Source organism: Paenibacillus pabuli NBRC 13638, from assembly GCF_001514495.1.
GTDB classification, from domain to species: domain Bacteria; phylum Bacillota; class Bacilli; order Paenibacillales; family Paenibacillaceae; genus Paenibacillus; species Paenibacillus pabuli.
In genome coordinates this window covers 86,971-112,112 of sequence record NZ_BCNM01000006.1, presented here as the reverse complement: position 1 = coordinate 112,112, position 25,142 = coordinate 86,971, and the positions used below count along the sequence as shown (strand labels likewise).

Here is a 25,142-nt window from a genome sequence, read left to right as displayed (position 1 = left end):
AACTTCTTTTACTCAAAACTCCTATACTCAAACTCTTTTTAATCAAATTCCTTCTTCGTCCATTCGTCTTCCGGAATCGGCAGATCTTCTCCCGAGAAGCGCTGTTCCTTGAATGGATCGGCAAAATGATGGAACCCATTGACTTCCCAGAAGCCATTGCGGTCTTCTTTCATGAATTCCAGACCCCGTATCCACTTCGCGCTCTTCCAGAAATAGAGCTGGGGAACAACCAGACGCAATGGATAACCGTGCTTCGGTGTAAGCGGCTCGCCGTTATATTTAAAAGCAAGCAATACATCGTCATGCATCAATTCTTCGAGTGGAACATTCGTCTCATAATCATGATCTGCATGGATCATGACGTATTTTGCCTCCGGTTTGACACCCAGAAGCTTGATGAAATCCGAGAACCGAATGCCTTCCCACGGCGTGTCGAACTTGGACCAACGGGTGACGCAGTGGATATCACTGACGGTATTCACTTGCGGCATGGCCTGAAGCTCAGCGAAGGAGAACACCTTCTCCTCTTCAACCTCCCCGAATACTTTCAGGTCCCAGGTGGAAAGATCATATTCCGGCACTTCACCTTCATGCAGAATCGGGAATTTCTCAGTCAGTACCTGCCCCGGTGGCAGTCGATCTCCGTGCTCGGCACCCGCTTTGGATGACGGGCTTTTCGTTTTTTTCAAACGTTCAGCCTTATTATGCATGTGTGATTCCTCCTTCTTTATATGCCTCCAGCATAACATTCAGGAATTAACGCGAGCTTCCGCCCGCTTTGAGTGCATCTTGTGCATAGGTACGATCCTTGAAGAAGAACATGGCTACCAATGTCACAATATACGGCAGCATCATTGTAAAGTGCGTTGGCAGAGTGAAGCCCTGCAATCGAATACTGAGTGCTTCCATGAATCCAAACAGCACACTGGACCCCATAACGCCAAGCGGATTCGCTTGACCCAGCATGGTTGCTACCAATGCGATAAACCCGCGACCTGCGGTCATGCCTTCGGTAAACATCGTAACCTGACCGAGCGAGAGCTGAGCACCCGCCAGGGCGCATAATACGCCGCACATCAGAACTGCACCATATTGAATACCGCGCACCTTGATGCCGATACTCTGTGCCGCTACCGGATTCTCGCCAACCGAACGAAGACGGAAACCGGAGACACTTTTGAACAGATAGAACTGCAAGGCAATGACGATAATAATTCCCAAATACACCAGCGGGCTATGCCCTGAGATCACATCGCCCACCCACGGAATGTCTTTTATAAGAGGGATGTCCCATTTGGGGAGTCCCACCATATCCCTGTCGTAGTACGCACCCTTTACATCAAAAATCGCCCGCAGCGCAAACGTCGTCAGTCCTGTTGCCAGAAAATTAAGCGAGATCCCGACCACAATGGCGTTCGCCTTCAGATTAATACTAATAAAAGCAAACAGCGCAGAGAACGACATGACGATCACAATCGAGAAAATTACGGCCAGCAGTACATTACCGAACAGATAGTTACCGACAATAGCGGAGAAAGCGCCGATCAGTACGAGTCCTTCCAGACCCACATTGAACAGACCGACACGGGAGCACAAAGCCCCGCCGAGTGCTGCCAGCAGAATCGGCGTCATAATCCGCAGAGTTGAGCCAAACATGGCTGCATCAAACAGTTGTTGCATTGGACTTTTTCTCCTTTCTCCGCTTCAGGAATGAATATCCGATCTGAGCCGATACAAATAACGTCAATACAGCTTGGATCACACTGCCAACTTCCAGCGGTACATCCGTATTCCGTTCCATCCCCATGGCACCGGTCTGGAGCGCCGCAAGCAGGATTGCCGCTACAGCTGTCCCCAGCGGATGCGAGCGGGCAAGCAATGTTGCCATAATGCCGCTCCATGCATAACTAGCAGATGACAACGAGCCATCTAGGAAACGGTACTGTGTACCCAGCACTTCTCCTGCACCCGCAAGGCCTGCGAGTCCACCACTGATGATCATGGACAGCATCATCATGCGGATGCGGCGCACACCGCCATACGCTGCAAACGAAGGATTACTGCCCAGCATGCGAATCTCATAACCGGTTACCGTCTTGTGCGTGAACCAGTAGATGAGAATAGCCGCTACGATCGCAATGATGAATCCGGCATGCAGTCCCATGCCCTGGAACAGCTTCGGCAGCCAGACACTCTGATCAATCATGGGTGTCTGGGCCATCGCCGCCGATCCAGTGCGGTCTTTAAACGGATAGGATACCATGTATCCACCAAAGTAAATCGCAATATAGTTGAGCAGCAGCGTGGTGATCAACAGATTCATGCCAAAGCGGGCATCCAACCAGCCTGCAAACAGCGACCAGACTCCACCGGCAATGATCCCCGCCACAATGGCTGCAATACAGACAAACCAGCCTGGACCCGGCAGGTATAGCGCTGTCAGCGCTGCACTAAGTCCGCCGAGAACCATCTGACCTTCAGCACCCATGTTGAAAAATCCGGCACGGAACGCGAGCGCTACGCCCAATCCCGCGAGAATAATTGGCGTGGAACGTGCTAATGTGTTGGTGAAGAAGTAAAAGTTGCCGAAGGCCCCTTTCCACATCTCCGCATACGTATCCACTACGGACCCGCCAACGACCAGAATCGCTACAGCTCCTGCAAGCAAACCGATGAATACGGCAAGCAGCGGCTGTACGAGTCCGCGAAGTGTTTCTTTTACCCGATTCATATCCGCTCTTTCCCTCCTGCCATCAACAAGCTGATCTGTTCTTCTGTTGCTTCATCTGCCTTCAATTCACCAGCGATTCCGCCTTCATACATGACAATGATCCGATCAGATAATTGCAAAATCTCGGACAACTCGGAAGAAACGAGTAAAATACCCGCGCCCTCATTCCGTTTGCGCAGCAATTCGGCATGAATGGTCTCCATCGCTCCGATGTCTACGCCCCGTGTAGGTTCAGCCGCAATCAGAAACGGCGTATCCTGGGCAAATTCACGCGCGGCAATCAGCTTCTGCAAGTTACCGCCAGACAGGAACTGTGCCTTCGTTTCCGCAGAACCGGTTTTGATGCTGAACTGCTTGATCCAGTTCTCCACCATGGTCCGTGCAGCCTTTGCTTTAATGATCCCGCGTGATTGAAGCCGGTGATGATGACCCATCAGTCCATTTTCACGAACGCTTGCATCCTTCGCCGCTCCCCACATATAGCGGTCTTCCGGGATATGGGCAAGTCCATGCTCCCGAATGCGTCGCACAGGCCAGTTCGTCGTATCCTGTCCTGACAGCAGAACGCGACCGCTTTCTGCCTTGCGTAGTCCCGCAATGATCTGGATCAGTTCAGACTGACCGTTTCCAGAAATACCGGCGATCCCAACAACCTCGCCTTTTCGAACTTCCATATGGATATCCTTAAGTGCAGAACGGTCCTCCGCCCCCGATAAATTCACCGCTTCCACCTGCAGCACAGCTTCTCCCGGAACGGATGGCTGCTTGTCCATGCGTACCAGCTCACGCCCAACCATCAGGCGAGACAGTTCCTCTACATTCGTGTCTTTCGCTTCCAGCGTGCCTGTCACCTGACCATCACGAAGAACCGTGATCCGGTCTGCTACATCCATAACTTCCTGCAGCTTGTGCGTGATCAACACAAATGTTTTGCCGAGCTTGGCAAGGGACTTCATATTCGCGAGTAGTTCTTTCACTTCCAACGGTGTCAATACCGCTGATGGTTCGTCCAATATAATGATATCCGCGCCCTGATGCAGCACTTTCAAAATCTCAACACGCTGCTGCATGCCGAGTGGGCATTCATATACTTTTTTCCATGGATCAACCGGCATGCCATACGTTCTGCCGAGCTCATTCACCTGGGCCGCAGCCTGTTTGCGGTCAAAGACACCTGCCGCAGACGGTTCACGGCCAATCACGATGTTCTCGGCAACCGTAAAGGAAGGAAACAGCATGAAATGCTGATGCACCATGCCAATACCGGTTGCCATGGCCTGAGACGGTGTAGCGAAGCTTACCTCGCGTCCACGAACTTTGATTGTGCCTGATGAGGGCTGCTCCATGCCATACAACATGCGCATCAGGGTTGTTTTACCAGCTCCGTTCTCCCCTACGAGGGCATGAATCTCTCCTTCTCGCAAATTAAAACGGATGTCCCGATTAGCGGTGAAGCCGCCGTATTTCTTCGTAATCTGCTCCATCTCCAACAGCATATCTCGCGTTCTCTCCTCTCGGCCTCGGGCATTAAATAGCAGCAAAACCGGCTGCCTGGTCGGGCAGCCGGCTGATCAACTCCATCACTTACTTATGGAACAAACAATATTACTGTTGCAATGGATCTTTCACAACGATTTTGCCGGATACGATGTCGTCCTTGATCGCTTTAACCTTGTCGATTACTTCTTGTCCAACAAAAGCATTCAACGGAGATTCGCTATCACGTGTTACATAAGTCAGGCCAACGCCATCTTCTTTCAGACCGTAGTTTACAGCGCCTGCCTTGAAGTTTCCTTCTACAAAATCTTTCACGGTCTGATAAGCAACCGTGTCGGTCGACTTCAATTGAGACAATACGATATGTTCCGGATCTTCAACGGTACGATCCGTATCTTGTCCGGAAGTATAGAAGCCTTTTTCCTTCGCGGCTTCGAACACGCCGAGATCACCTACAGCAGATGCACCGGCGATGAAGTCAGCGCCTTTGCCGAATTGTACCAAGGCCAGCTCTTTTGCTTTGGCTACGTCATTAAATCCGCCAACATAGTTTACAAGGAATTCCGCTTTTGGATTTACCGATTCCAGACCGGCTCTGAAACCTTCGGTGTATTTCTTGATCAATGGAACGTCCATGGCTGCAATCATGCCGACTTTATCTGTTTTCGTGGACAATCCTGCAGCTGCACCAAGCAGATACGCCCCTTCATATTCACGGAAACCAACACTTCGAACGTTCGGCAGATCAACGGTGGTGTCCACAATGGCAAAGGACTTGTCCGGATTCTCCGCAGCAACCTTTTTCAAAGCATCTTCTGCCTGGAAAGTTGCTGTAATAATCAGATCATAGTTCTCCGCAACCGCGGCACGCAGATTTTGCTCAAATGCTGCCGGATCTGTGGACTCAATCGTTTTGGTATCCACCTTAAACTCTTCACCTGCTTTTTTGAAGCCTTCATCCATTTGTACAAAGAATGGGTTAACCCCGATTTTTTCAGGAAGGACAAGCGCCATGCGCAGTGATTTCTCCGAATTGCCGCCTTGGGCGGAATCGTTACCTTGGGCTGATTGTTCGTCTTTAGAAGCCGAAGTTCCACAAGCCGCCAACAAAATAGCCAACATCATGATCGATAAGACGAACGATAAACCTCTTTTCATTTCGAAAATTCCCCTTTTCAATAATCTTTTTTATAATCCTAGCGGATACTGTCGATCCTTGTCAATAAATCTTTGAGCGTTTACACTCAAATCAAATATAATTGCTATTTTGAATGTTCCGAAGTGCTGGAAGGAGCTATATATCAGGCTTTTTTCCGTTGACATCCAGTACTTCTCCGTGCTAAAGTCAATCCAATTATTATATTCAGATAGGTTTTGTCAGAATTATACCCTGATCTTCATTATTTTCCAACCTATTTTAAGGAGGCTATTCATTTGAAAAAGATCACCAAGATCACCCTTTCGGCACTACTAGCCGCTCCGGTTACATTCAGCAGCTTCGGTTTGCCCGCTTCGGCTTCAGCAGCAAATGCCAAGCCAGTGGGACAAACTGCCTCTCAGAGTGCCTCCGGCCCGGTATCTCAGGCTCCATCGGTTTCCTATTCCGAAAGCGCTGCCGACTACGCTCAATTTTTGCAGGCCAAGTATAATGTGCAATTGCCCCAGCCGTTAACCAAGGGTGCTTTTATACAGGCGGTTGCCGCCCTTATCCAGGCAGATCAAGCGGCTACTGCGGATAAGGGAAGTGACAGTGATTCCAAGGCACCGAATTTTACCGATCTAACCCCGGATGATTCCACTTATGATGCTACCCTTTCCTTATATAACAATGGCATCCTGTCAGGCACGGAAATTCGTGCCAACGACAAGCTGAGTACTTATGCTGCTGTCTTCATCGCAGTCAAAGCAGCCGGATTCAAAGAGCTGGCCTATACATATCCTGAAGCTAAGACAGCGAAGGCACTTGCGAAACTCGGCATTAGCCCGAATCGTGTTCAAGGACAAGCCGCACAGGAACTGGCCGCTGCCATAGATACAGGTCTGATCCCGGAAAGCCTGTACCCCGCGCTTCGCAAGGGCGGCGATGCAAGTTCCGACTTTGCCAACATCTTGCTTGGACGGGTACTGACAAGTCAGGGTAAATATAAACATGAGATTGGACGCTCCGGTGATGCCGACATCTATTCCAAGCTATATGATGCATACCGTACAGCGGATCTTATTGAGGCTCCAGAATTGAAACAGATTGTGGATCAGGCTCTGCGAGACAATCTCGTCACAGGATATAACCTGAAGGATAATCGCTATAATTCCAACTTTATTGATGAACTGACACTGTCCTATGGACATGACGATATCAAACATGCGGTTCAGCTGATTGGTTTGCTGCGCAGCGAGGGCATTGATGCTGACGTGCAGTTCCAGCCGAAGACGTCGGCCTTCATCTATTTAAAAGAATGGGGCGAGCCTAAGGAAACACCGGATTACAAGGTGACACAGATTGAGAACGGCAACTATATTGCCTACGCCAAGGAATATGATATTCAATTTGAGTTTAACAATACGGCGGACAAAGCCCGTTTCAATGACATCATTTCGAAATATGCCAAAAAGAACAGCGATGATACGTCTGCCTTGATCTACGCTTCCTGGTGGCAGCCGCTGTATTACTCCCCAACAGAAATTGCAGGTTACCCTGTGATTGCCAATACCAAAATTACGCTTGGCAACTATTATGCACAATCGTTCTCCCTGAAAGAGAATGCCAAAGCCATTCAGGAAGGCTTCCGCAAGCTGGCTCCCGAGGCTAACATCTCCAGTTACACCTTCTGGGTAGATCAACCATTTTTCAACTATCTGAATGGAGAATCCGAATAGATCACACGCAACACTTTGCAATAATCAACATTCTTTGACTCCATTAAATGCCGTTTTTATTGAACTTTACAAGGGTTTCGACCCTTTGGTTCGTAAAAACGGTTTTTTATTTATTTTTTTGCAAATTTCTTTTGCTGATAACATGATTTCGTTGCAGGATTTACCAGTAAAAGGTCGAATAACATAGGTACATAAACACGCAATGACATTACACATATCCGCACGAACAGGAGTTACTGATGGTATACGATGGTATTCTGCTTGGTTTGATCGTTGGACTCTTCCGGGGAGGATTCCGGTATGGGCTCCACCAGTTCGCAGCACTCAAGCTGCGAGGCGGCTGGATTTTCCCGTTGTTGTTACTGGCCCAATTCGGCATCTTTTTCCTACAGGAGAAGTTGGCGTGGGTCGCATCCATTAACGGTTATCTGTTTGCCGCTGTGTATATCACTGGCCTCGCGTTTCTATGGTTGAACAGGCATTACCAAGGATTCATGCTGATTTGGATTGGGGTACTTCTCAATTTTATAGTCATGGCAGTGAATGGCGGACGCATGCCGGTTTCCATTGAAGCCTCGGCCGTGCTAGGCCCTTATTATGTAGATATGTTGCGGGAAGGTGGCGCAATCTCGAAGCATTTTATGATGGATGCCTCGACTCGGCTATCCTTTCTTGGCGATATTATCCCGCTGTCCAACCCGTACCCGCGTACTCAGGTCATCAGCATTGGTGATGTTGTCATGAACGTTGGCATCTTCCTGTTTATCCAGTACATGATGGTGAATCGAAGCAGTAAGGCGGTACAAGCCACCGAAACCCATCAGGCATAAAGTGAGTAGGACAGACTCCAAGGAAGGGAGGTCTATTCCATGAAAAAATTCGAAGGCATCAAGTATTCTCGCATTGTCATCAACGCGATCATCGTCGCTTCTGTCGTTGTTGCATTGACTTCTGGTTACAAACTGGGAGGCTAGTACATAAACTCGCCATCCAAGACAAACAGGCTGCCAGCGGCCTGTTTTTTCTTTCTGGATTTTTGGGAGGTAACTTGTTATGGTATACATCAATATAGTACAAACCGATATATACACATCAAGAGCAGACTAAACCAAGCAGGAGAATTTTTATGAACTTTATTCGTAACCTTATCCATAAAGCAGATCGAAGCAGCATGTATGTTGTCTTGCTCAGCTGCGCAGGCATCGGGATTTTTTTATATTTGAACAAATGGTCGTATTTCCGCCTATCTACTGACGAATGGGTAATGGTCTACACGATGCTCGGTGCAGCGCTGATTCTGGATTATTTCACATTTCAGATACCGCCCAAGGGAAATCAGCAATCCATGGACTCATCCGTGTACCTCGCCTGTATCTTCATGTTCGGCGGTGCGTTCAGTCTGTCTGTTCTGCTGCCCGTTTCCCTCATTTTGTTAATCAAGGATCGCAAGCTGGCCTGGTGGAAACATATCGTCAACTTCAGCATTTACAGCCTCATGATTGCCGGAGCTGCTTCGGTGTTTACATGGACTGGTGGTATGCCGGGAGCACTCAACGGATACAACCTGTTGCCTTATTTTGCAGCACTCGCCGCGTATTTCATTATTAATACAATTACCCTCGGGATGTTCTTTCACTTCTCAACAAAGGATGCATTACAGCAGATGAAGCGCGCGTTCGTTACCGAGTCCCTGCTTGTCTATTTATGTACATTGATTTTGTCACTTGTTCTGACCATTCTTGTCGTGCATAATGGCGTGCTTGGCCTGCTTCTCTATTTGAGTCTCAGCATCCTGCTATCTCACGCGTTCAAACAGCTGTTCATCATGTATCAGAGTATCGAGGAAAAGGCGAATACCGATCAACGCACAGGTCTGTTCAACCACAGCCATTTCGAAAGCATGCTGGAGAGTGAGCTCGCTATTGCTCGTTCCCAGGGAACCCCTCTTTCACTTGGGCTCATCGATATTGATGATTTCAAAAAATATAATGACCGCTTCGGTCACCTGCAAGGTGACAGTCTGCTCGCCCTTCTTGGGGATTTTCTCAATCGGAAGACCGAGGGCTCGAACATCACTGCTTTTCGTTATGGCGGTGAAGAATTTACCCTGCTCATGCCGGGGATAGACCTGGACCAAGCCTATGCGTTCATGAACAAGCTCCGTAAGCAGCTAAACGATACGCCTTTTGAAGGGGTTGAAGTCTTTCCGCACGGTTGCCTTTCATTCTCTGCAGGTGTGGCGCGTTACGAGGTGGATATGTATAACAAGTCCCAACTTGTGGATCAGGCAGACAAGGCGCTGTATTATGCCAAGAAACAGGGAAAAAACAATGTTCATCGCCACGGCAGCAATGATGGTATGGAGCATGAGATCGATCTGGTTCAGGATGTACGGGATATCGAGCAGCAGCTCAATCTGTTTCGATATAAGGATATGGATACATTCAAGCATTCCAAACGCGTATACAAGTATGCGCTCGATTTAAGTGAGCTGCTGGAGCTCGAGAATGTGGAAAAGCGTAATTTCGTGCTGGGTGCTCTGATTCATGATATCGGAAAGCTCGAGATTCCATGGTCCATCCTCAATAAGAAAGAGAAGCTTACTGCGGAAGAATGGGAAACCATCAAGGGCCATGTCACTTGGGGCAAAAAAATGGCCATGACCAACGAACGCTTCGCCGATCTGATTCCCTATATTGAATTGCATCATGAACGATATGACGGGGCCGGCTACCCTTATGGTCTAAAAGGCAGTGAGATTCCCCGATTATGCCGTATGCTCACGGTAATTGACTCCTTTGACGCAATGACGACGGAGCGACCGTATCAGGAAACGAAAAACGTGGACGAAGCGATCAAGGAACTGCAGATGTGCTCAGGTTCACAGTTCGATCCCGAGCTGGCCGAGCTGTTCATCCGATATATTCAAAAACGGAGCTTACAGCAGTACATGGTGTAGCGGCCATGCCCCCTGATAACGCTTGGTAAAGCCAAAAGCGCTACCCCCGGTCTGATCGGGGATAGCGCCATTTTCATGTTCATGATGGAATGAATCGTACACCAGACTGCTTCATTCTCGTGCAGATTCTACTTATCGAGTAGTATTCAGTTCGTATGAAGTCTGATGCAGCTCTTTAATCATCTGCTGCAAAAACATGTTATCCTGACGACTGATTCCGTGCTGATTGTCTTGAATAAGCATCTGATGAATGTTCTTCTTGAGCAACTCACTGCGACGTTCCAATACCTCTTGATTCATGTTGTTGCGTCCACTCCTTAACATCTTTTGTCATGATTTTTATGTTCTTTATAAGTATAGAGGACCTTCTTCCTTAGGGAAAATGGATACAGCTTCGCTCATCTGTTCTCACCAAGCCTCACCCTGCGTGACATAATTTCACCCCCGGTTGTTCTTAGATATCCTTCTAAATACTCCCTTATACACCCCAAATTCCTCCGAAAAAGACAGACTAGGGTCTGGGGCAAGCTTGCGTTATAATGGTGCCATCCCTTGAAACGGATACATAAAAGTGGATCTTATCTCAAAGGAGTTTTGTATTCATGTCATACAAACAGATTAAGTGGATGATTCTGCTGGTCCCCACATTCACGGTTGGCCTCTGGGAATACATCCGTCACCAATTCCTGATGCCCTACCTTTCCATGGATGCGGGGAACTGGCTTACTCCCGTTATCCTTTACCTCATAAGCGTCACCTTGCTGAGCCGTCTATTCAATATGCTGGAAAGCGCCCGGGCTGCACTGGAGCAGGAGCGCGCATCCAAAGCGGCGCTCGAAGCGCGGGACCAACTGGCCCGTGAACTTCACGACGGCATATCGCAGTCTCTTTTTCTTCTGTCCGTAAAAACAGACAAGGCCGAGCGCAGCTTGGCTGGGAGTGGTCACGAGAATGAAATACAGGAAATACGCAAAACAGTACATGAGGTTAACGACTACGTACGGCAGGCCATTGCCCAGCTCCGCTATGTCCCTGGACAAGCGGCAGTAACAGAGGGAACCTCCCTGCTGGCACAGGTTGAACTGCTTATAGAGGAGACGGTTCCTTCGGCGCATCTGGAATGGAATCTGGACAGCGCCTTCTTCTCAGCTAAGGAACAGGTGGAGCTGCTCGCTTGTGTTCGGGAAGCACTGCTCAATGTGCGCAAGCATGCCCGGGCTACAGATATTCAGGTAATTGCAGACGGCACTCCTTTTGCCTGGTCGGTACGCGTCCGCGATAACGGTGTTGGTGTGAGCGGAGATCCACTGCACCTCAAGGATCGGTACGGCCTGCGAATAACTAAGGAACGCGCCGTTCAGATGGGCTGGACATTCGCCCTCGATTCAAGGCCTGGATACACACAAATGACCATTGGAAAGGGGCATACTTAATATGAAACTTGTACGAGTATTAGTCGTCGACGATCACGCGCATGCGCGTGAAGCGATCTGCAGTATTTTATCCGAGGACAGCTTGTTTGAGGTCATTGGCACTGCTTCGAGTGGACTGGAGGCACTGGAGCTTACCGGGCAATGGATGCCCGATCTGATTTTGATGGACGTGCAAATGCCGGATATGGATGGGCTCGAAGCCACCCGTCAGATCAAACTGCGCTTTCCATATGTTATCATTGTCATGGTCACGGTATCGGATGATGTAACTTACCTGTTTGAAGCGCTAAAGCAAGGAGCTCAAGGATATCTGCTCAAAAACCTGGCCCCCTCCACCTGGCTGGAATACCTTCGCGCCATCGTAAGTGATGATGCACCTTTGAGTAAAGAACTTGCCTACCGTATTCTTCAGGAGTTTCCTGCGCCGCGCAGCGAAGATGTACCGGACAATCCTCTAACCACGCGTGAACTGGAAATCCTGCAATGGGTCTCTGCCGGATACACGAATCGTGAGATTGCGGACCAGCTTGGCATTTCGGATCAAACCGTGAAGAATCACCTGAAAAATATTTTGCAAAAACTCCAGCTCGAAAATCGCGTGCAGTTGACCCGCTACGCACTGGAAAGCGGACTCGCGGGCCGGAAGCTTCGTAAATAGGCCAGCATTCATGTTTTTGTCACAATTCGATGGATCATTTCGTTTTTTTATAGCCCAATGTAGTCATACGGCATGATTTTGGACAAAGTTATAATGGTATAGATTGTGCGTAATTAACAAAGAAAGACTTACAATTCTAGACCTAAGGGTGATGATTTTTTGATTTTGGGAAGGTTTACTGTCAAATTAGGCAAACGGCACTGGGCACTGATGACCGCCCTGATGGTATTGTTCTGCCTTGTTATGCCGCAATGGGCTTCTGCCCATGCTTATATCGTACAGGCTTCACCAGGTGAAGACGAACTGGTTGCGACGGCACCTGAACGTCTGACTCTCGAGTTCAACGAGTCTTTGCAAACGGCCTTTTTTGATATTAAAATCACTGGACCGGACGGGGCACAGGCTGATGACGGCAATGTGCATGTCGATGAGGCTCGTCCTCATATTCTGGAGACCGGTCTTCGTACCGGGCTTGGAAACGGAACCTACGCCGTGAATTGGAAGGCTGTATCCGCCGATGGTCACCCCATTCAGGGCGCTTATGTGTTTCATATTGGAGAACCTTCCGGCTCTCCTGCCGGTCTTGCGGATTTAACCTCAGGTTCAGGGCAGGTTGGCGGGCCGTTAAAATGGATTCTATCACTGACAGATTGGATTCAGTATCTAGCGTTGTCTGTGATTTTGGGCACACTTACCTTCCTGCTGTTCCGGATTGCACCTGCATCCATGGCGAGAGAACCTCTGGAAGTACCCAGAAGCTACAGGTTGTTATGGATCAGCTATGGCGCTGCTTCAGCTGCCGCTCTGATCAGCCTGCCCCTGAACACATTGTATGAATCAGGCGTTTCCATCGGGGAGTTCAGCTGGGCACTGATGGGCAGCGCACTCAAATTGACGTCATTTGGCCAGATCTGGATGGTACAGATACTCATTGTGATGCTGCTGGCGGTGACCATCCTCTCGGGATATGACCGGGATCGCTCGCTGCGTATCCGGATCTGGTCATCATATGGATCACTGGTCCTCGTTCTTGGCTGGTTGTTCACCCATGCGATGACAGGACATCCGGCTGCGGCCGAACAACGCACGCTAGCCATTGCAATGGACTTTGTTCATCTGATCGGAGCCGCTTTCTGGATCGGCGCTTTAACCGCCATGGCTGTGTGTCTGCCTCCGCTCGCGGATAAACTGCCCTCTACTGTGCGAGGAGAAGTCTATTGGACGGCTATACGGCGCTTTACAGCCTGGGGCATTGGCGCTGTTGCTGCTCTCGTCGCTACGGGGATATACAGCAGCTTGATCATTTTGCCAGCACCTATATTTACATCGCTGTTCACAACGGCTTATGGTCTCGTGCTTATCGCCAAAGTGGTCTTGCTTGTTGTCATGCTTGTGCTAGCTGCGCGCCATGCCAGAATGGCACGTGCAGGCAGCGGAAACCGACTCGCCGGCAGTCTCAAGGCGGAGCTGATCGCTGGGGCTGTTGTACTTGCGCTGGCCGCCGTGCTGACACACCTGTCTCCCGGACAACCAGCAGTTGCAGGACCTTACAAAGAAACGCAGACCATGGATGATGGCACGACGATTACTCTCCAGATAAGCCCCAATGTCACCGGAGAGAATCAGTTCAAGGTCGACGTGAAGAAACCGGATGGCACTACAGTTAACGACCTGGAACAGATCACACTGTCACTGACCCACCTGGATATGGATATGGGCATATACGAGATTACAATTCCGAAAAATGATACTGGCGTATACGAGGCAGAAGAGTATATCTCCATGCCAGGACGCTGGAACATCAAAGTGCATCTACTAACCCGATCTCTGGATTCGCTGGATGCCGAATTTGAGATCGACACCGCTAATCCGTAGGTTTAAACCGATTCAGATTTGAAACGCGACCCCATCTAAAATTAGTGTCTCAACAAGCTGCAATTGTAGTGAAGGGGACGAAATCGGTTCTGGAGAAGTGCAACGTTCGCCTAAAAGCTTTCTGCAAGAAAGCTGCTTCGGAAGCATACGCTATTCCCGGATTTCCACTTATAAAGTGGATCAAAAAAAATCTGGGAATAACAGCGATTGAAAGAACGATTCGTAACCGGAACGGTGACTGTGCAGAACATCAGGCACTTATTTTAGAAAATGGGCCGAAACATAAATGATAAGAATTGAGAGGGGTACATTATTTTGAAGAAAACATCATGGACTTCCAAGCTGACATCAAGCCTCACTGCAGGCGCCGCTGCACTCATGCTGTTCGCCGGATTCGCCAGCGCACACGTCACTGTTAACCCAACCGTGGCACAAACGGGAGCATGGCAGACGTATAGCATCAAGATTCCATCCGAAAAAGAGCTGCCTACCACCAAAGTTACATTGAAAGTACCGAAAGGCGTTGCATTCAAACAATACCAACCGCTGGCTGGCTGGAAAATCTCTACGGAGAAAAATGATTCCAATGAAGTAACATCGATCACGTGGGAAGTGGACGGAGACAACGAAGGGATTTTGGCTGGTCAATTCCAGCAGTTCAACTTCGTGGCACAGAATCCGGATGCCGAAACGGAAGTAGCCTGGGATGCATTCCAGTATTATAGCGATGGCAGCATCGTGGAATGGACAGGCGGACCAAGTGACAGCAACCCGCACAGCATCACGGCCATCAGTGAAGATCCTGCGGCTACAGGTAATGCTGCTGCAGGCGGAGGTCATGATAGTGCAGGCACAGCCGGCAATGCAGGTCATGATGATGAAGCAGCAACAGGTGATAATAACAAGACAGACGATGATACCACTCTGGGAGACGCCTTGGACGATACCGTTACAGGTGAGCCAAACAATACAAATTCCGACCCCGGCACATTGAAGCTGCAACAGGCAACGCTGATCGTATCCATTCTGGCATTGATTATGTCCTTCCTGGGTATTGCTCTGGCAACACGTCGCAAAAAACGTTAAAAGCTACCCTGCAGTCTAACATGTAGATAGAAAAAGAAAGGAGCTTCTTGCATAGGGGGTCTGTCCCGATGTGCTGAGGCTCCTTTTTGTCATCTGTATCCATACACTGCACTGACCACGATTTCATACGGATGCTTGTGCTCACTGATTAGAGCAGCGTCCTTTACGGCTCTTTTCACTATCGTCCCTCATCCGTCTGGATCATTACTTCAATGTATTGCAGTAAACTCTTCTTCTGCTGTTCAATCGACTGAATCCTTCCCGACAGACCGGCAAAGAACGATTCAATCTGCTCTCTTGTATAATCAGCGGATTGTCCCTTCCAATCATTAAGCCGGCCATATAACATCCGGGCTTCCTGCTCATCGGCTTGCAGTCGGGCAAGCAGTTGTGTCAGTTCTTTTTCCGCAATTCGGAGATCGTTTAATTCCACCAGCAATTGTCCGCTCACTCGTGTTCCCTCCTTATGTACGTGATTTAGCAAATCGGCCACACCTGAAACTTAATTAAAATGGACCGGACTCTCATCCGCCTGTTTGAAGGCGTCAGCCTTGGCATCGATGAAGTCCAGGAACTGGCTGGTATGCTTCAAGTGCCATGTGCTCAATTCGTTAATAGATGCATCCAGATGAGTGACGATAGGCTCAAGTCTGCGACTACGGCTGGAATGCAGGTATTGGGCCATCCGACTCCTTACCGTATTCAACTCTGCATTGCACTGTTGTGCATTTTGCTTCCACCGGGCGGCGACACTTTTCAGTTCTTCCGGCGTTACTTGAATCAGACCAGATGCTGCTGCGGCGACGCTTCTTGCAAGGCTGCCTGCTTGCCCACCCAGGTTCCGCATAAATGCCGCGAGATCAGACAGGACATTCGATGGCTGACGTGGTGAATAACTGATTTTCTCGCCTGTAACCGGATCGTATAGATCGTTGGAAACATAGCCGTTCTCGAACTTGTACTGTTTCAGACTGTGGTATTCTTCACCACCAAAGGTGTTACTGATTTTATCCATCATGCTCATGTCATCATTCATATCCTTGTAGTTGGAATTGATATAATACATGGAACCGACGTGACGATCATATCCACCAAAAAATCCGCTGGTTACAAAATCTCCGGGATGTCCGTAGTTGATAATTTGGCCATCAAACCCACCCTCTTCAGCCTTTCGTTTCGCCTCTGGTGTGAGACTGGAAATTACAGATGGCGCACTGAACGTCACCGCGGTAAGTCCCGTGTATGCAGCTGCATATTGGGCATTCCCCCCTCCAAGCGAATGTCCTGTCAGCGAAAAATCCAAATCCTTGTATTTGTTCTGCATATCATTGGCGTAGTCTTCCGCTTCATACATTTGGTTGGGGCCCAGTCCGAATGTCTTATCCAGCTTTTTATCCAGTTCTCCCACAGCATTCTCGACTTTAGTAATTCCGGTCACATCTCTTACCTTCTGAATTCCATTAGCCAACCAATCAGGTGTAAGGTCAGTACTTTGTTCGATCTTTCTGCCAAGCTCAGGCAAACCGATTTGAGCGTCCGCATAATAGTCAGGGGCGCTGCGATCCAACGATGCACTTCCCTCCGTGCCCCGATAAGCGATAACCGCCTGTTTGGTCTCAGGATTATAGAAGGTCACCGCATCAAACCCGGATTTTTTGTTTCCATAAGTATCCTCAAGGACCTGCCATCCGGGAAGGTCCTCAAACTCGACACCTGATTTCAGGTTCTCATAAGCTAATTCAGACATCTTGTTGTATGTTTCATCATCAATTTTTGGTGATTCGCTCACAACTGCTGCACCTCCAAGAAAATCAATCCTGAATTATGATTTATTTGTTAAACGGATCATATCCCTTTGCTATAATAGCTTCCTTTATTGCTGGACTCATGCCAAAGTTTTTGATTTTTTTATCCTCATAATCGTACGCGATCGTAAATTCTTGCTCTTCATGATCAACCACATGTCCTTCCATGGCAATAGAATCAAGCGCCATCTCAGGTAGCAACTCTTTATTCGTGATGACTACATCCAACTCATATTTATTCTTCAGATATTTTACAGCCTCTGCTTCCGCTTCTTTAAAATAGGCTTGTTTTTCACTTTCCTTCATGTTCTGACACCCTCCCAAAATGAAAGTGGATAGTATGATCAAAGAAAGTATACATGCGAATGGTCGCTTCAACCTCATATCAATCACCTTTTCTTTTTCGATTCATGAATAGCCCTATCGAACTTCTTGTCCCACTTCCCCAAACGCCCAACACTTCCACGGTCATCATGATCTAGCTTATGCGACCTGGCCCCATTAGTTATCCACTTTTTTCTTCTGTTATCTGCATCATAGTATAAAACTACCATGGACACATCGGCTGTTGGCATCGTTTTTATGTATCTTTGTTCCTAAATGATTCCAATGAAGCATTCCGGTGTACATTACCCAATTCAACTGATTTTGCATCATTTTAACTATTCTTTTTTTCATATGTAACCAAAAGCTTTCTCTTCAACACGTCCTATGCAGAAAAGAAAGCCCATTTCTTCTGTTAACAGCATTATCGCAATCCTTATCCATACTGTCTGTGCCCCGTTTCAGACAACTGTTCGCGTACGAGACTATTGTACCGTTTACATCGTCCAATCAATTTGTCATGTGTCCCAGCAAGGCAACTTCAATACAGCTCTAAGTCCTTCTACGCTTTCACTTTCAAGAATAAGCTTTCCCTGGTGGGCCTGAGCAATCCTTGATACCATGGGAAGTCCCAAACCATGGCCCTGGTGGGAAGGCCGTATACGCCCTGCGGTATAAGGGAGAACCACCACATCGTCTAGGTACTCTCTGGGAATCCCTTTTCCATCATCAGACACCACAAATTCACAAAATAAATCCTCCGCTGCACGCATCGTTTCCAGCTCAATTGCACACCCGTCCGGGTTATGCCTAATACTGTTTTGTACCAGATTCGTTACTGCACGATACAGCAATCGCTCATCTCCCATCACATGCAGACTCTCGTCCTGAACATGTAGCGAGATCGGATATCGTTCATCCAAGCCATTGTTCAAAAAATCCGAAACAACTTGCCTCGCCAGAACGGAGAGTCGAATCGACTTCAACTGTAAGGGCTGCATCTCATACTCCAGCATGGATACCAGATTCAGATCACTGACCAGTGATCGCAGACGTTCACCCTGACGACGAATAATGGCTGCCTGCTGTTTCTGCTCGGCCGGCAAATCCGATTGCTCCTCCAACTCACTCGCGTAACCCAGAATCATGGACAAGGGTGTCCGTATATCATGAGAAATGCCTGCGATCCAGTTGGATCGCGCTTCATCTCTCGCTTTTAGCGCATCATCCTTGTCCTGAAGCATGCGGGATGTTGAATTGATGCTTTGTGACAGATCATTAAATATACCTTTGGTCTCGACGTGAACAGGCTCTTCCTTTGCCAGTGCGTGAATGCCATGGATCAACGGTCGAATACTACGGATCACCCGCGTTCCAATGAGTATGGATACCAGTAGAGCAAGAGCCACATTACACACCAACAATAGTATGATCCGAATAGGCAATGACTTGAGCCACTCTGCCAGAAAGTCGAACTGGTATTTTCCGTACGTATTCTTAGGGTAGCCTACAACCAATAATCCATCTTCACGTTCCCACACGTACACCGGGTATTCCTTAAGATAGTATCGCGAGAACTTCGCAACATCCGTCACGTTATAAGAGCGCGGGATTTCAGCCGGAAGACGTTCGCTCCACTGTACCTTGCCCTGGGGATCGAGCAGCATTGCCCAAGCCTGATATGTATCCAGCAGTTGCATTCCATCGCTGTTTAGCGCATAGTCCCCCTGCTCGCCCTTACTCAGGCCACTGGCCATCTGTTTCACAACCGCACCGGGGGAAAGACCCTCATGAATTTCCTTGAAGATCAGCGAACCTAGCAGAATTAGATTGAACAATAACAGCACCACAGATACCAGAATGGTAGATCCGACGAACCTTCTTAGGATTCGAACAACGCCATCCATTACCTGGACTCCTGAGCCATCAGTTTGTAACCAAGCCCCCGAACCGTTAGCAGAAATACCGGTTTGGATGGGTCTTGCTCAATCTTCTCCCGAATTCGTCGAACATGCACCATAAGTGTATTTTCATAACCATAACTCTCGTCTCCCCATACGGCTTGACACAGGGCATCACTGGTTACAATCCGGCCCTGATTCTCATGCAACTTGATCAGTATGGCGTGCTCCTTGGCTGTCAGTGGAAGCTCCCTATCTCTCCCCCGTACAACAGCGCTTTCCAAATCAATGGTTTGTCCACCCAAACGGAATACAGGCAATCTCTCCACCGTATTAGAGGCATATACCCGTTTCAGAATGGCCATCAGCCGAAGGATCAACTCTCTTGGAAGAAAGGGTTTGACCATGTAATCATCTGCTCCCAGGCCCAGACCGAGCAGTCGATCCTCATCTTCACCACGCGCTGACAGGAACAGGACGGGCATGTCCGAGAATGACCGGATCGAAGAGAGCAGAGAGAAACCATCCCCATCCGGAAGCATCACATCCAGGATGGCTGCATCCGGCTTTTCTAGCCTGCATACCGCCAAGGCATTCACGAAGTTATCGGCCGTGTATACCCGAAAAAAACCCTCTTTACGTAAAAAACGCTCAATCATTTCCCGAATTTCGGGCTCATCATCAACGATCAATATTTTCTTATTCTTCATTAAGTCCATACATATCACCTTTTTCATTATACATGATAAAGCTATTCACCCGATATTTTCCATTTTCATTTAAGGTAAATGTAAGGATATCTTCAGCCACGAGCAAGAAGCCTGATCTATATTTAGAGCAACAGAGACACTAGTGAAATGGAGTTGAGATCAATGATGAACAGTTCCCCCATCGTGGAAACTCATAACCTGTCCAAATCTTATGGCGGTACTAACCGCGTACACCAGGTTAATCTGGCGGTTGAAACGGGACAGATTTTTGGCTTTTTGGGTCCTAACGGAGCAGGCAAAACTACCACGTTAAAAATGTTGTTGGGTCTGATCAAACCCAGCGATGGCAATGTAAAGGTGTTCGGCAAAGATCTGAATAAGCATCGTCCGTCCATTCTGAACCAGACTGGATCATTGATCGAATCCCCATCTTATTATGGCCACTTGACTGGACTTGAGAATATGAAAGTCATGCAGCGACTGCGGAACGTACCGAACAAAAATATTGATAAAGCTCTCAAAATTGTCCGACTCGAAAACCAAAAACATAAGCAGGCCGATCAGTATTCCCTAGGGATGAAGCAACGACTTGGTATTGCCATGGCCCTGCTTGCCTTTCCAAGCCTGCTTATTCTGGATGAGCCTACAAACGGACTTGATCCTGCCGGGATCGGTGAGATCCGGGAATTAATCAAGTCCCTTCCGGGTCAATATGGCATAACAGTCCTGTTATCCAGCCACCTGTTGTCAGAGATTGAACAGATTGCTACTTCAGTGGGTATTATCAGCGATGGTAAGTTGCTGTTCCAGGGAACCATGCAGAGCCTTCAGGCCAACAACAAGGCTACCATTCGTTTTCAGACCACAGACCCGGCAAGGGCAGAGAAAATACTTTTGACTCAAGGCTACATGCCCAAAGTCCACGGAAAGCAGCTGGTGTTTGACTATCTTCGTGACGAGGAAGTCTCTCGGATGAACAAGGTGCTGGTGGAACACGATATTCCCGTTATCCGTATTGAGGAACACAAAAAAAGTCTGGAGGATATGTTCCTCGATCTGACCGGAAAGAAGCGGAGCTTGTAATGAAAGCCCTGTCCCTGGAGTATTTCAAAATCCGCCGCAAAAAAATCTGGATCATGCTAACCCTGTTTCTGGCCGCAGAGATGATCTGGGCTTCCATGTCCATGAGTATCTCCATCTCCCGAAGTGAAGCCAATGCGAGCTGGGAAGCGTTGATTTTCAGCATAGCTTCCATGAACGGTCTGTTTCTGCCGATTATATCGGCTATCGTTGTATCTCGCATCTGTGACATGGAGCATAAAGGGAACACGTGGAAGATGCTTATGACGACCAACACCGGACGCAATCACGTCTACACAGCCAAATACATATGTGCGAACAGCCTGATCCTGTATGGTATCCTTGCGCAGGCTGTCTTCATTATAGGTTTTGGTCTATCCAAAAATATTCCCGGACCGCTGCCACTCTCCCTGCTTGTGCAGTTCGCTGCAGGGACATTGTTAACTACGCTTGCAATAACGGCACTCCAACAATGGTTGTCTCTTACGGTCCGCAATCAGGCCTTTGCATTATGCCTAGGTATGCTGGGCGGATTCATTGGAACAACATCGGGTTTGTTTCCAGCAGGCGTACGTCACCTTTTCATATGGTCTTACTACATGGATCTGAATCCTGTCACTTACATTTACAGCGCATCTTCGGGTACCTATGTATCGGGTATGCTGCCTGTCGGTCTTTTCTTAGCCGCCTTGTTGATGGCTGCCATCTTCTATTTTGCAGGAAATATTCATGCTTCAAGACAAGAGATTTGAGGAGGGAAACACATGCTGAGGAGCATTTCCGCAGAGTGGCTTAAACTTCGGCATTCCCGGATCAGTCTGGTACTGGCAATTCTGCCGATCATCAGCCTGCTCATCGGATGCTTTAACTTTTATTTCAATCAACCGGCCTTGCAAAACGGGTGGTACAGCTTGTGGACACAGGTCAGTTTATTTTATGGGGAGTTCTTCCTACCCATTCTGATCGCCATTTGTTGTGCCTTTGTATGCCGCCTGGAACATAGCAATCGCAACTGGAACATGATTCTGGCTTCTCCAATGTCGGTCACCAGCCTTTTCGTCGCCAAGTTGGTCATTGTCGGCATATTGATCTTCTCGGCTCAAGCCTTCTTCATGCTCATGTACTGGGCAGCAGGCCAGCTGTTCACCATTCCGGGTCCATTCCCGATGGAAACCGTAGTGTGGAGCCTACGAGGATGGTTCGCCGCTATATCCATTGCTGCACTGCAACTGGGGTTATCGATACGGATAAGAAGCTTCGCTACGCCAATTGGCATCAGCCTTTGTGCAGTCTTTCTCGGACTGGGCATGTATGTGCTGAAAATCGGCATGTTATTCCCTTATTCGTTGTTAACCATAGGCATGGGCGTATTGAGCCAGAAGGGACTGACTTCCTCGGAGAATATCGTCTTTCTGTTGATGAACAGTCTCTTTATTCTTCTGTTTGCTATCTGGTCCATACGCCGCCTGAAATACAAAGACATCGCATCATCCTAAACCGGATGAGGGAAAATCCAAAACACTGAACTTTTCTACCAGCAAGCTACTTAAAAATGGTGCCTACCTGAAACTATATGTATCCACGCTGCGTGGCGTAACGCACTGGGAAGAGGTTACGGCAGACGATTTGCCCGGACCCGTGAAACAGCTAACCTCCAAGTAGGGGACATGGACAACTACAACCATCTACCCATCGATAATTGGCATAACAAAAAGAGCCTGCCCCTTCATCAAGGGTGGCTCTTTGCATGTTACTCTAACACCATCCGCAGGGCAGTCAGCGCAATCCCGATAATGAAACCGGTAACGGCCCCATTAATCCGAATCCATTGCAAATCCTGCCCTACTTTGTCCTCGATCAGTGAGATCAAGGAGGCATTGTCCATTTTGTCCACATTTTCGCGCACAAGGTTGCCGATTTTGGAATGGTTTTTCTCCAGCAGGGTTGTAACGCCTTCCACTATCTTGGCATTCAAGCTTGCTAACAATGCTTCATCGGCACGCAAATCAGACAAAACGCGCTCAATGGCAGGCAGCGCATATGTATCCACATACTGTCCATCTTCCATCGCAGCCAGCGCCCTCTCCCTCAGCTCGACCAGCTTGTTCAGCACGGTTTCCTCGGCGTTCCATCCATCCAGCATGCTGTTCTTCCAGCCGTTGACTCCATCCTGCACACTCTCACTCATCGCCAGTCGGATAGCCTGGGTTCGCAGCAGATCGAGCACTTTGTAACGGAGAGCACTGCCTTCCCGCTTCATGTCCTCTACCCGGTCAAACAGATACCCTTGCAAAATGCTCCCCATACGCTCCTCGTTCAGATAGCCCATGAACGCATTCATCGCAAATTGCATCAATCCGTTCATTTGGATTCCGCTGATCGCCTTCAGACCGCTTTCGCCCAAAAACATAATGGTCTCTGGCTTCACCAGCCACTCCTCTGCCTGCTTCAGGCCGTAGTCCAGCGCTTTGGCATCATATCCACGCTCACTCATCTGGATCGAAGCCCGTTCCAGAATCGGACCCAGATCGAAGGCTCCTGCCTGTGATTTGATCTCACCCGCCACCAGTGGGGCAATCTGCTCCAGCGGAAGACCGGCAAGGATGCGTTTGCAGAGTGTATCAATCATGGTTTTGATTCCATCGCTATGGAGTTCACGTGTTAACGTATCCAGTACCGTCTCCGCCGCTTTAAAGCCTGCGATTTTCTCGGTGATGCTATCCTTGTTCAGCAAGTTATTTTCCACCGCAGAGACCAGACCTTCGGTCATCTTATCCCGATTCTTCGGCAGCAGTGCCGTATGTGGAATTGGAATACCCAGCGGATGACGGAACAGCGCTGTTACAGCGAACCAGTCTGCAAGTCCGCCTACCAACCCCGCTTCAAATGAGCCTACCAGCAGTTTGCCCACAACACCGCCCTGGAACGGCAATGATGCAGCAAATCCCGCACCCATCACCACGAGAGACCAGGCTGCAGCTTTTTTGGTTTGTTTAGGTTTAGCCATTGTAATCTTGCTCCTTTATCGTCAATCGCACGGCCCGGAACAGTCCGACTCCGCACTTCTTCGTTTCTTATGTAAACTCTCCACTAGCGAAGTCTTAACTTCCATATTTCGTATACTTCATCTTATCACCCACAAGCGTCAAAACCAAACCTCTGTCTGGCGAAAAAGGATAAAATAAGGGTTTTCCCTACCCGAAAAGGTTGTATTCTTTTCCAATGCCAGCGAGGTTTAGTATAATTAATACAGACGGCTTCCCTTTTCCCGATTGGCGGTCTGACCACAGGGTAATTACATCATGAAATCATTGATGAATCAAAGGAGGAATTTCGGATCATGAAACACGTGCAGGACACAACGACACTCTACAACGGAGTCAAAATGCCTTGGCTGGGTTTTGGCGTATTTAAGGTGAAGGACGGAGAAGAAGTGGTTGAAGCTGTCAAAACGGCGATTCAAACAGGTTACCGCAGCATCGATACGGCCAAAGCGTATAACAATGAAGCGGGTGTAGCCCAGGGTATTCGTGAATCCGGAATCGCTCGCGAGGATCTGTTCATCACGACCAAAGTGTGGAACGGGGATCAAGGTTACGAATCCACTTTGGCAGCCTTCGAAGCCAGTATGGAACGACTCGAACTGGAATATCTGGATCTCTACCTCATTCACTGGCCAGTCAAAGGAAAGTACAAGGATACCTGGAGAGCATTGGAGAAGTTGCACAAAGAAGGACGCATCCGTGCAATTGGCGTAAGCAATTTCCAGATTCATCACTTGGAAGACCTAATGGCGGATGCCACCATTAAACCTGCCGTGAATCAGGTGGAACTCCACCCGCTTCTGATCCAGACGGAACTTCGGGAGTATTGCAGCAAACATCAGATTCAGATCGAAGCCTGGTCTCCACTTGGTCAGGGACATCTCCTGGAACATCCGCTGCTTCAGGACATTGCTGCCAAGTACGGCAAGTCACCTGCACAGGTTATCCTGCGTTGGGATCTGCAAAATGGCATTGTGACCATACCGAAATCGGTTACACCACAGCGCATTCGTGATAATGCAGATCTCTACGACTTTGAGTTGACGACGGAAGAAGTCGAGCACATTAATCAACTGAACGAGAATAAACGCTTCGGTTCTGATCCGGATAACTTTAACTTTTAACATATAATCAGGATTTCAACCATCAAAAAAATCCCGCT

23 protein-coding genes and 1 pseudogene are annotated in these 25,142 nt (G+C 48.5%); 12 read left to right on the top strand and 12 right to left on the bottom strand.

The window, feature by feature from the left end:
* Window positions 1-38: 38 nt before the first annotated feature.
* The 5 genes from PPA03S_RS10415 to PPA03S_RS10395 form a co-directional block, all read right to left on the bottom strand.
* Window positions 39-710: a sulfite oxidase-like oxidoreductase gene (locus tag PPA03S_RS10415; protein WP_062322489.1), complete on the bottom strand. Its 672-nt coding sequence runs from the start codon at window positions 708-710 to the stop codon at window positions 39-41.
* A 46-nt stretch (window positions 711-756) separates the two neighbouring features.
* Complete coding sequence (locus PPA03S_RS10410; RefSeq protein ID WP_062322487.1) at window positions 757-1,680, bottom strand: ABC transporter permease; 924 nt, start codon at window positions 1,678-1,680, stop codon at window positions 757-759.
* Window positions 1,664-2,731: an ABC transporter permease gene (locus tag PPA03S_RS10405; protein WP_062322485.1), complete on the bottom strand. Its 1,068-nt coding sequence runs from the start codon at window positions 2,729-2,731 to the stop codon at window positions 1,664-1,666. Before PPA03S_RS10405 ends, PPA03S_RS10410 begins: the two co-directional genes overlap by 17 nt.
* Complete coding sequence (locus PPA03S_RS10400) at window positions 2,728-4,227, bottom strand: ABC transporter ATP-binding protein (protein WP_062322483.1); 1,500 nt, start codon at window positions 4,225-4,227, stop codon at window positions 2,728-2,730. Before PPA03S_RS10400 ends, PPA03S_RS10405 begins: the two co-directional genes overlap by 4 nt.
* Before the next feature lie 109 nt (window positions 4,228-4,336).
* Window positions 4,337-5,386 (bottom strand): BMP family lipoprotein, encoded by a 1,050-nt coding sequence (locus PPA03S_RS10395; protein ID WP_062322481.1) that lies wholly within the window; start codon window positions 5,384-5,386, stop codon window positions 4,337-4,339.
* A 276-nt stretch (window positions 5,387-5,662) separates the two neighbouring features.
* On the opposite strand from PPA03S_RS10395, the gene PPA03S_RS10390 reads away from it, so the two are divergent.
* The 3 genes from PPA03S_RS10390 (at window position 5,663) to PPA03S_RS10380 (ending at window position 10,064) form a co-directional block, all read left to right on the top strand.
* Window positions 5,663-7,105, top strand: coding sequence for a hypothetical protein (locus tag PPA03S_RS10390; protein WP_062322480.1), 1,443 nt, complete (start codon window positions 5,663-5,665; stop codon window positions 7,103-7,105).
* A gap of 239 nt (window positions 7,106-7,344) precedes the next feature.
* Window positions 7,345-7,935: a DUF5317 domain-containing protein gene (locus tag PPA03S_RS10385; RefSeq protein ID WP_062322478.1), complete on the top strand. Its 591-nt coding sequence runs from the start codon at window positions 7,345-7,347 to the stop codon at window positions 7,933-7,935.
* Window positions 7,936-8,231: 296 nt separating this feature from the next.
* Window positions 8,232-10,064: a bifunctional diguanylate cyclase/phosphohydrolase gene (locus PPA03S_RS10380; RefSeq protein WP_062322476.1), complete on the top strand. Its 1,833-nt coding sequence runs from the start codon at window positions 8,232-8,234 to the stop codon at window positions 10,062-10,064.
* Between the two features lie 132 nt (window positions 10,065-10,196).
* Here PPA03S_RS10380 and PPA03S_RS33260 read toward each other — a convergent pair whose 3' ends face one another.
* The gene (locus tag PPA03S_RS33260; RefSeq protein ID WP_167666009.1) at window positions 10,197-10,364 is read right to left on the bottom strand and encodes a hypothetical protein; all 168 of its coding nucleotides are present in this window, start codon (window positions 10,362-10,364) and stop codon (window positions 10,197-10,199) included.
* A 302-nt stretch (window positions 10,365-10,666) separates the two neighbouring features.
* Between PPA03S_RS33260 and PPA03S_RS10375 the strand changes: the two genes are divergently transcribed.
* The 4 genes from PPA03S_RS10375 (at window position 10,667) to PPA03S_RS10360 (ending at window position 15,116) form a co-directional block, all read left to right on the top strand.
* Window positions 10,667-11,497 carry a sensor histidine kinase gene (locus tag PPA03S_RS10375; protein WP_062322474.1) on the top strand — a complete coding sequence of 277 codons (831 nt, stop codon included), beginning with the start codon at window positions 10,667-10,669 and terminating at the stop codon, window positions 11,495-11,497.
* Between the two features lies 1 nt (window position 11,498).
* Window positions 11,499-12,155 carry a response regulator gene (locus tag PPA03S_RS10370; protein ID WP_062322472.1) on the top strand — a complete coding sequence of 219 codons (657 nt, stop codon included), beginning with the start codon at window positions 11,499-11,501 and terminating at the stop codon, window positions 12,153-12,155.
* Between the two features lie 159 nt (window positions 12,156-12,314).
* Window positions 12,315-14,030: a copper resistance CopC/CopD family protein gene (locus PPA03S_RS10365; RefSeq protein WP_062322470.1), complete on the top strand. Its 1,716-nt coding sequence runs from the start codon at window positions 12,315-12,317 to the stop codon at window positions 14,028-14,030.
* A gap of 315 nt (window positions 14,031-14,345) precedes the next feature.
* Window positions 14,346-15,116 (top strand): YcnI family copper-binding membrane protein, encoded by a 771-nt coding sequence (locus PPA03S_RS10360; RefSeq protein ID WP_245683569.1) that lies wholly within the window; start codon window positions 14,346-14,348, stop codon window positions 15,114-15,116.
* 178 nt (window positions 15,117-15,294) lie between these two features.
* On the opposite strand, the gene PPA03S_RS10355 is transcribed toward PPA03S_RS10360, so the two are convergent.
* The 5 genes from PPA03S_RS10355 to PPA03S_RS10330 form a co-directional block, all read right to left on the bottom strand.
* The gene (locus PPA03S_RS10355; RefSeq protein ID WP_062322465.1) at window positions 15,295-15,567 is read right to left on the bottom strand and encodes a hypothetical protein; all 273 of its coding nucleotides are present in this window, start codon (window positions 15,565-15,567) and stop codon (window positions 15,295-15,297) included.
* A 51-nt stretch (window positions 15,568-15,618) separates the two neighbouring features.
* Complete coding sequence (locus tag PPA03S_RS10350; protein ID WP_062322779.1) at window positions 15,619-16,863, bottom strand: Tle-like phospholipase domain-containing protein; 1,245 nt, start codon at window positions 16,861-16,863, stop codon at window positions 15,619-15,621.
* Window positions 16,864-16,945: 82 nt separating this feature from the next.
* Window positions 16,946-17,227: a hypothetical protein gene (locus PPA03S_RS10345; protein WP_062322464.1), complete on the bottom strand. Its 282-nt coding sequence runs from the start codon at window positions 17,225-17,227 to the stop codon at window positions 16,946-16,948.
* A gap of 536 nt (window positions 17,228-17,763) precedes the next feature.
* On the bottom strand, window positions 17,764-19,152 hold the full coding sequence (locus PPA03S_RS10335) for a sensor histidine kinase (RefSeq protein WP_062322460.1): 1,389 nt from the start codon (window positions 19,150-19,152) through the stop codon (window positions 17,764-17,766).
* Window positions 19,152-19,865 carry a response regulator transcription factor gene (locus tag PPA03S_RS10330; RefSeq protein ID WP_062322458.1) on the bottom strand — a complete coding sequence of 238 codons (714 nt, stop codon included), beginning with the start codon at window positions 19,863-19,865 and terminating at the stop codon, window positions 19,152-19,154. Before PPA03S_RS10330 ends, PPA03S_RS10335 begins: the two co-directional genes overlap by 1 nt.
* 156 nt (window positions 19,866-20,021) lie before the next feature.
* On the opposite strand from PPA03S_RS10330, the gene PPA03S_RS10325 reads away from it, so the two are divergent.
* The 4 genes and pseudogenes from PPA03S_RS10325 to PPA03S_RS34355 all read left to right on the top strand — a co-directional run.
* On the top strand, window positions 20,022-20,939 hold the full coding sequence (locus tag PPA03S_RS10325) for an ABC transporter ATP-binding protein (protein WP_062322777.1): 918 nt from the start codon (window positions 20,022-20,024) through the stop codon (window positions 20,937-20,939).
* On the top strand, window positions 20,939-21,688 hold the full coding sequence (locus PPA03S_RS10320; RefSeq protein ID WP_062322456.1) for an ABC transporter permease: 750 nt from the start codon (window positions 20,939-20,941) through the stop codon (window positions 21,686-21,688). Before PPA03S_RS10325 ends, PPA03S_RS10320 begins: the two co-directional genes overlap by 1 nt.
* 12 nt (window positions 21,689-21,700) lie before the next feature.
* Window positions 21,701-22,432: an ABC transporter permease gene (locus tag PPA03S_RS10315; RefSeq protein ID WP_062322454.1), complete on the top strand. Its 732-nt coding sequence runs from the start codon at window positions 21,701-21,703 to the stop codon at window positions 22,430-22,432.
* A 19-nt stretch (window positions 22,433-22,451) separates the two neighbouring features.
* Window positions 22,452-22,598, top strand: a pseudogene (locus PPA03S_RS34355) (DUF1093 domain-containing protein); the annotation flags it as partial.
* Window positions 22,599-22,686: 88 nt separating this feature from the next.
* Here PPA03S_RS34355 and PPA03S_RS10310 read toward each other — a convergent pair.
* Window positions 22,687-23,943: a DUF445 domain-containing protein gene (locus PPA03S_RS10310; RefSeq protein ID WP_062322452.1), complete on the bottom strand. Its 1,257-nt coding sequence runs from the start codon at window positions 23,941-23,943 to the stop codon at window positions 22,687-22,689.
* Between the two features lie 333 nt (window positions 23,944-24,276).
* Here PPA03S_RS10310 and PPA03S_RS10305 point away from each other — a divergent pair, with 333 nt between their 5' ends.
* Window positions 24,277-25,104, top strand: a complete 828-nt coding sequence (locus PPA03S_RS10305; RefSeq protein ID WP_062322450.1) for an aldo/keto reductase — start codon at window positions 24,277-24,279, stop codon at window positions 25,102-25,104.
* Window positions 25,105-25,142 lie beyond the last annotated feature (38 nt).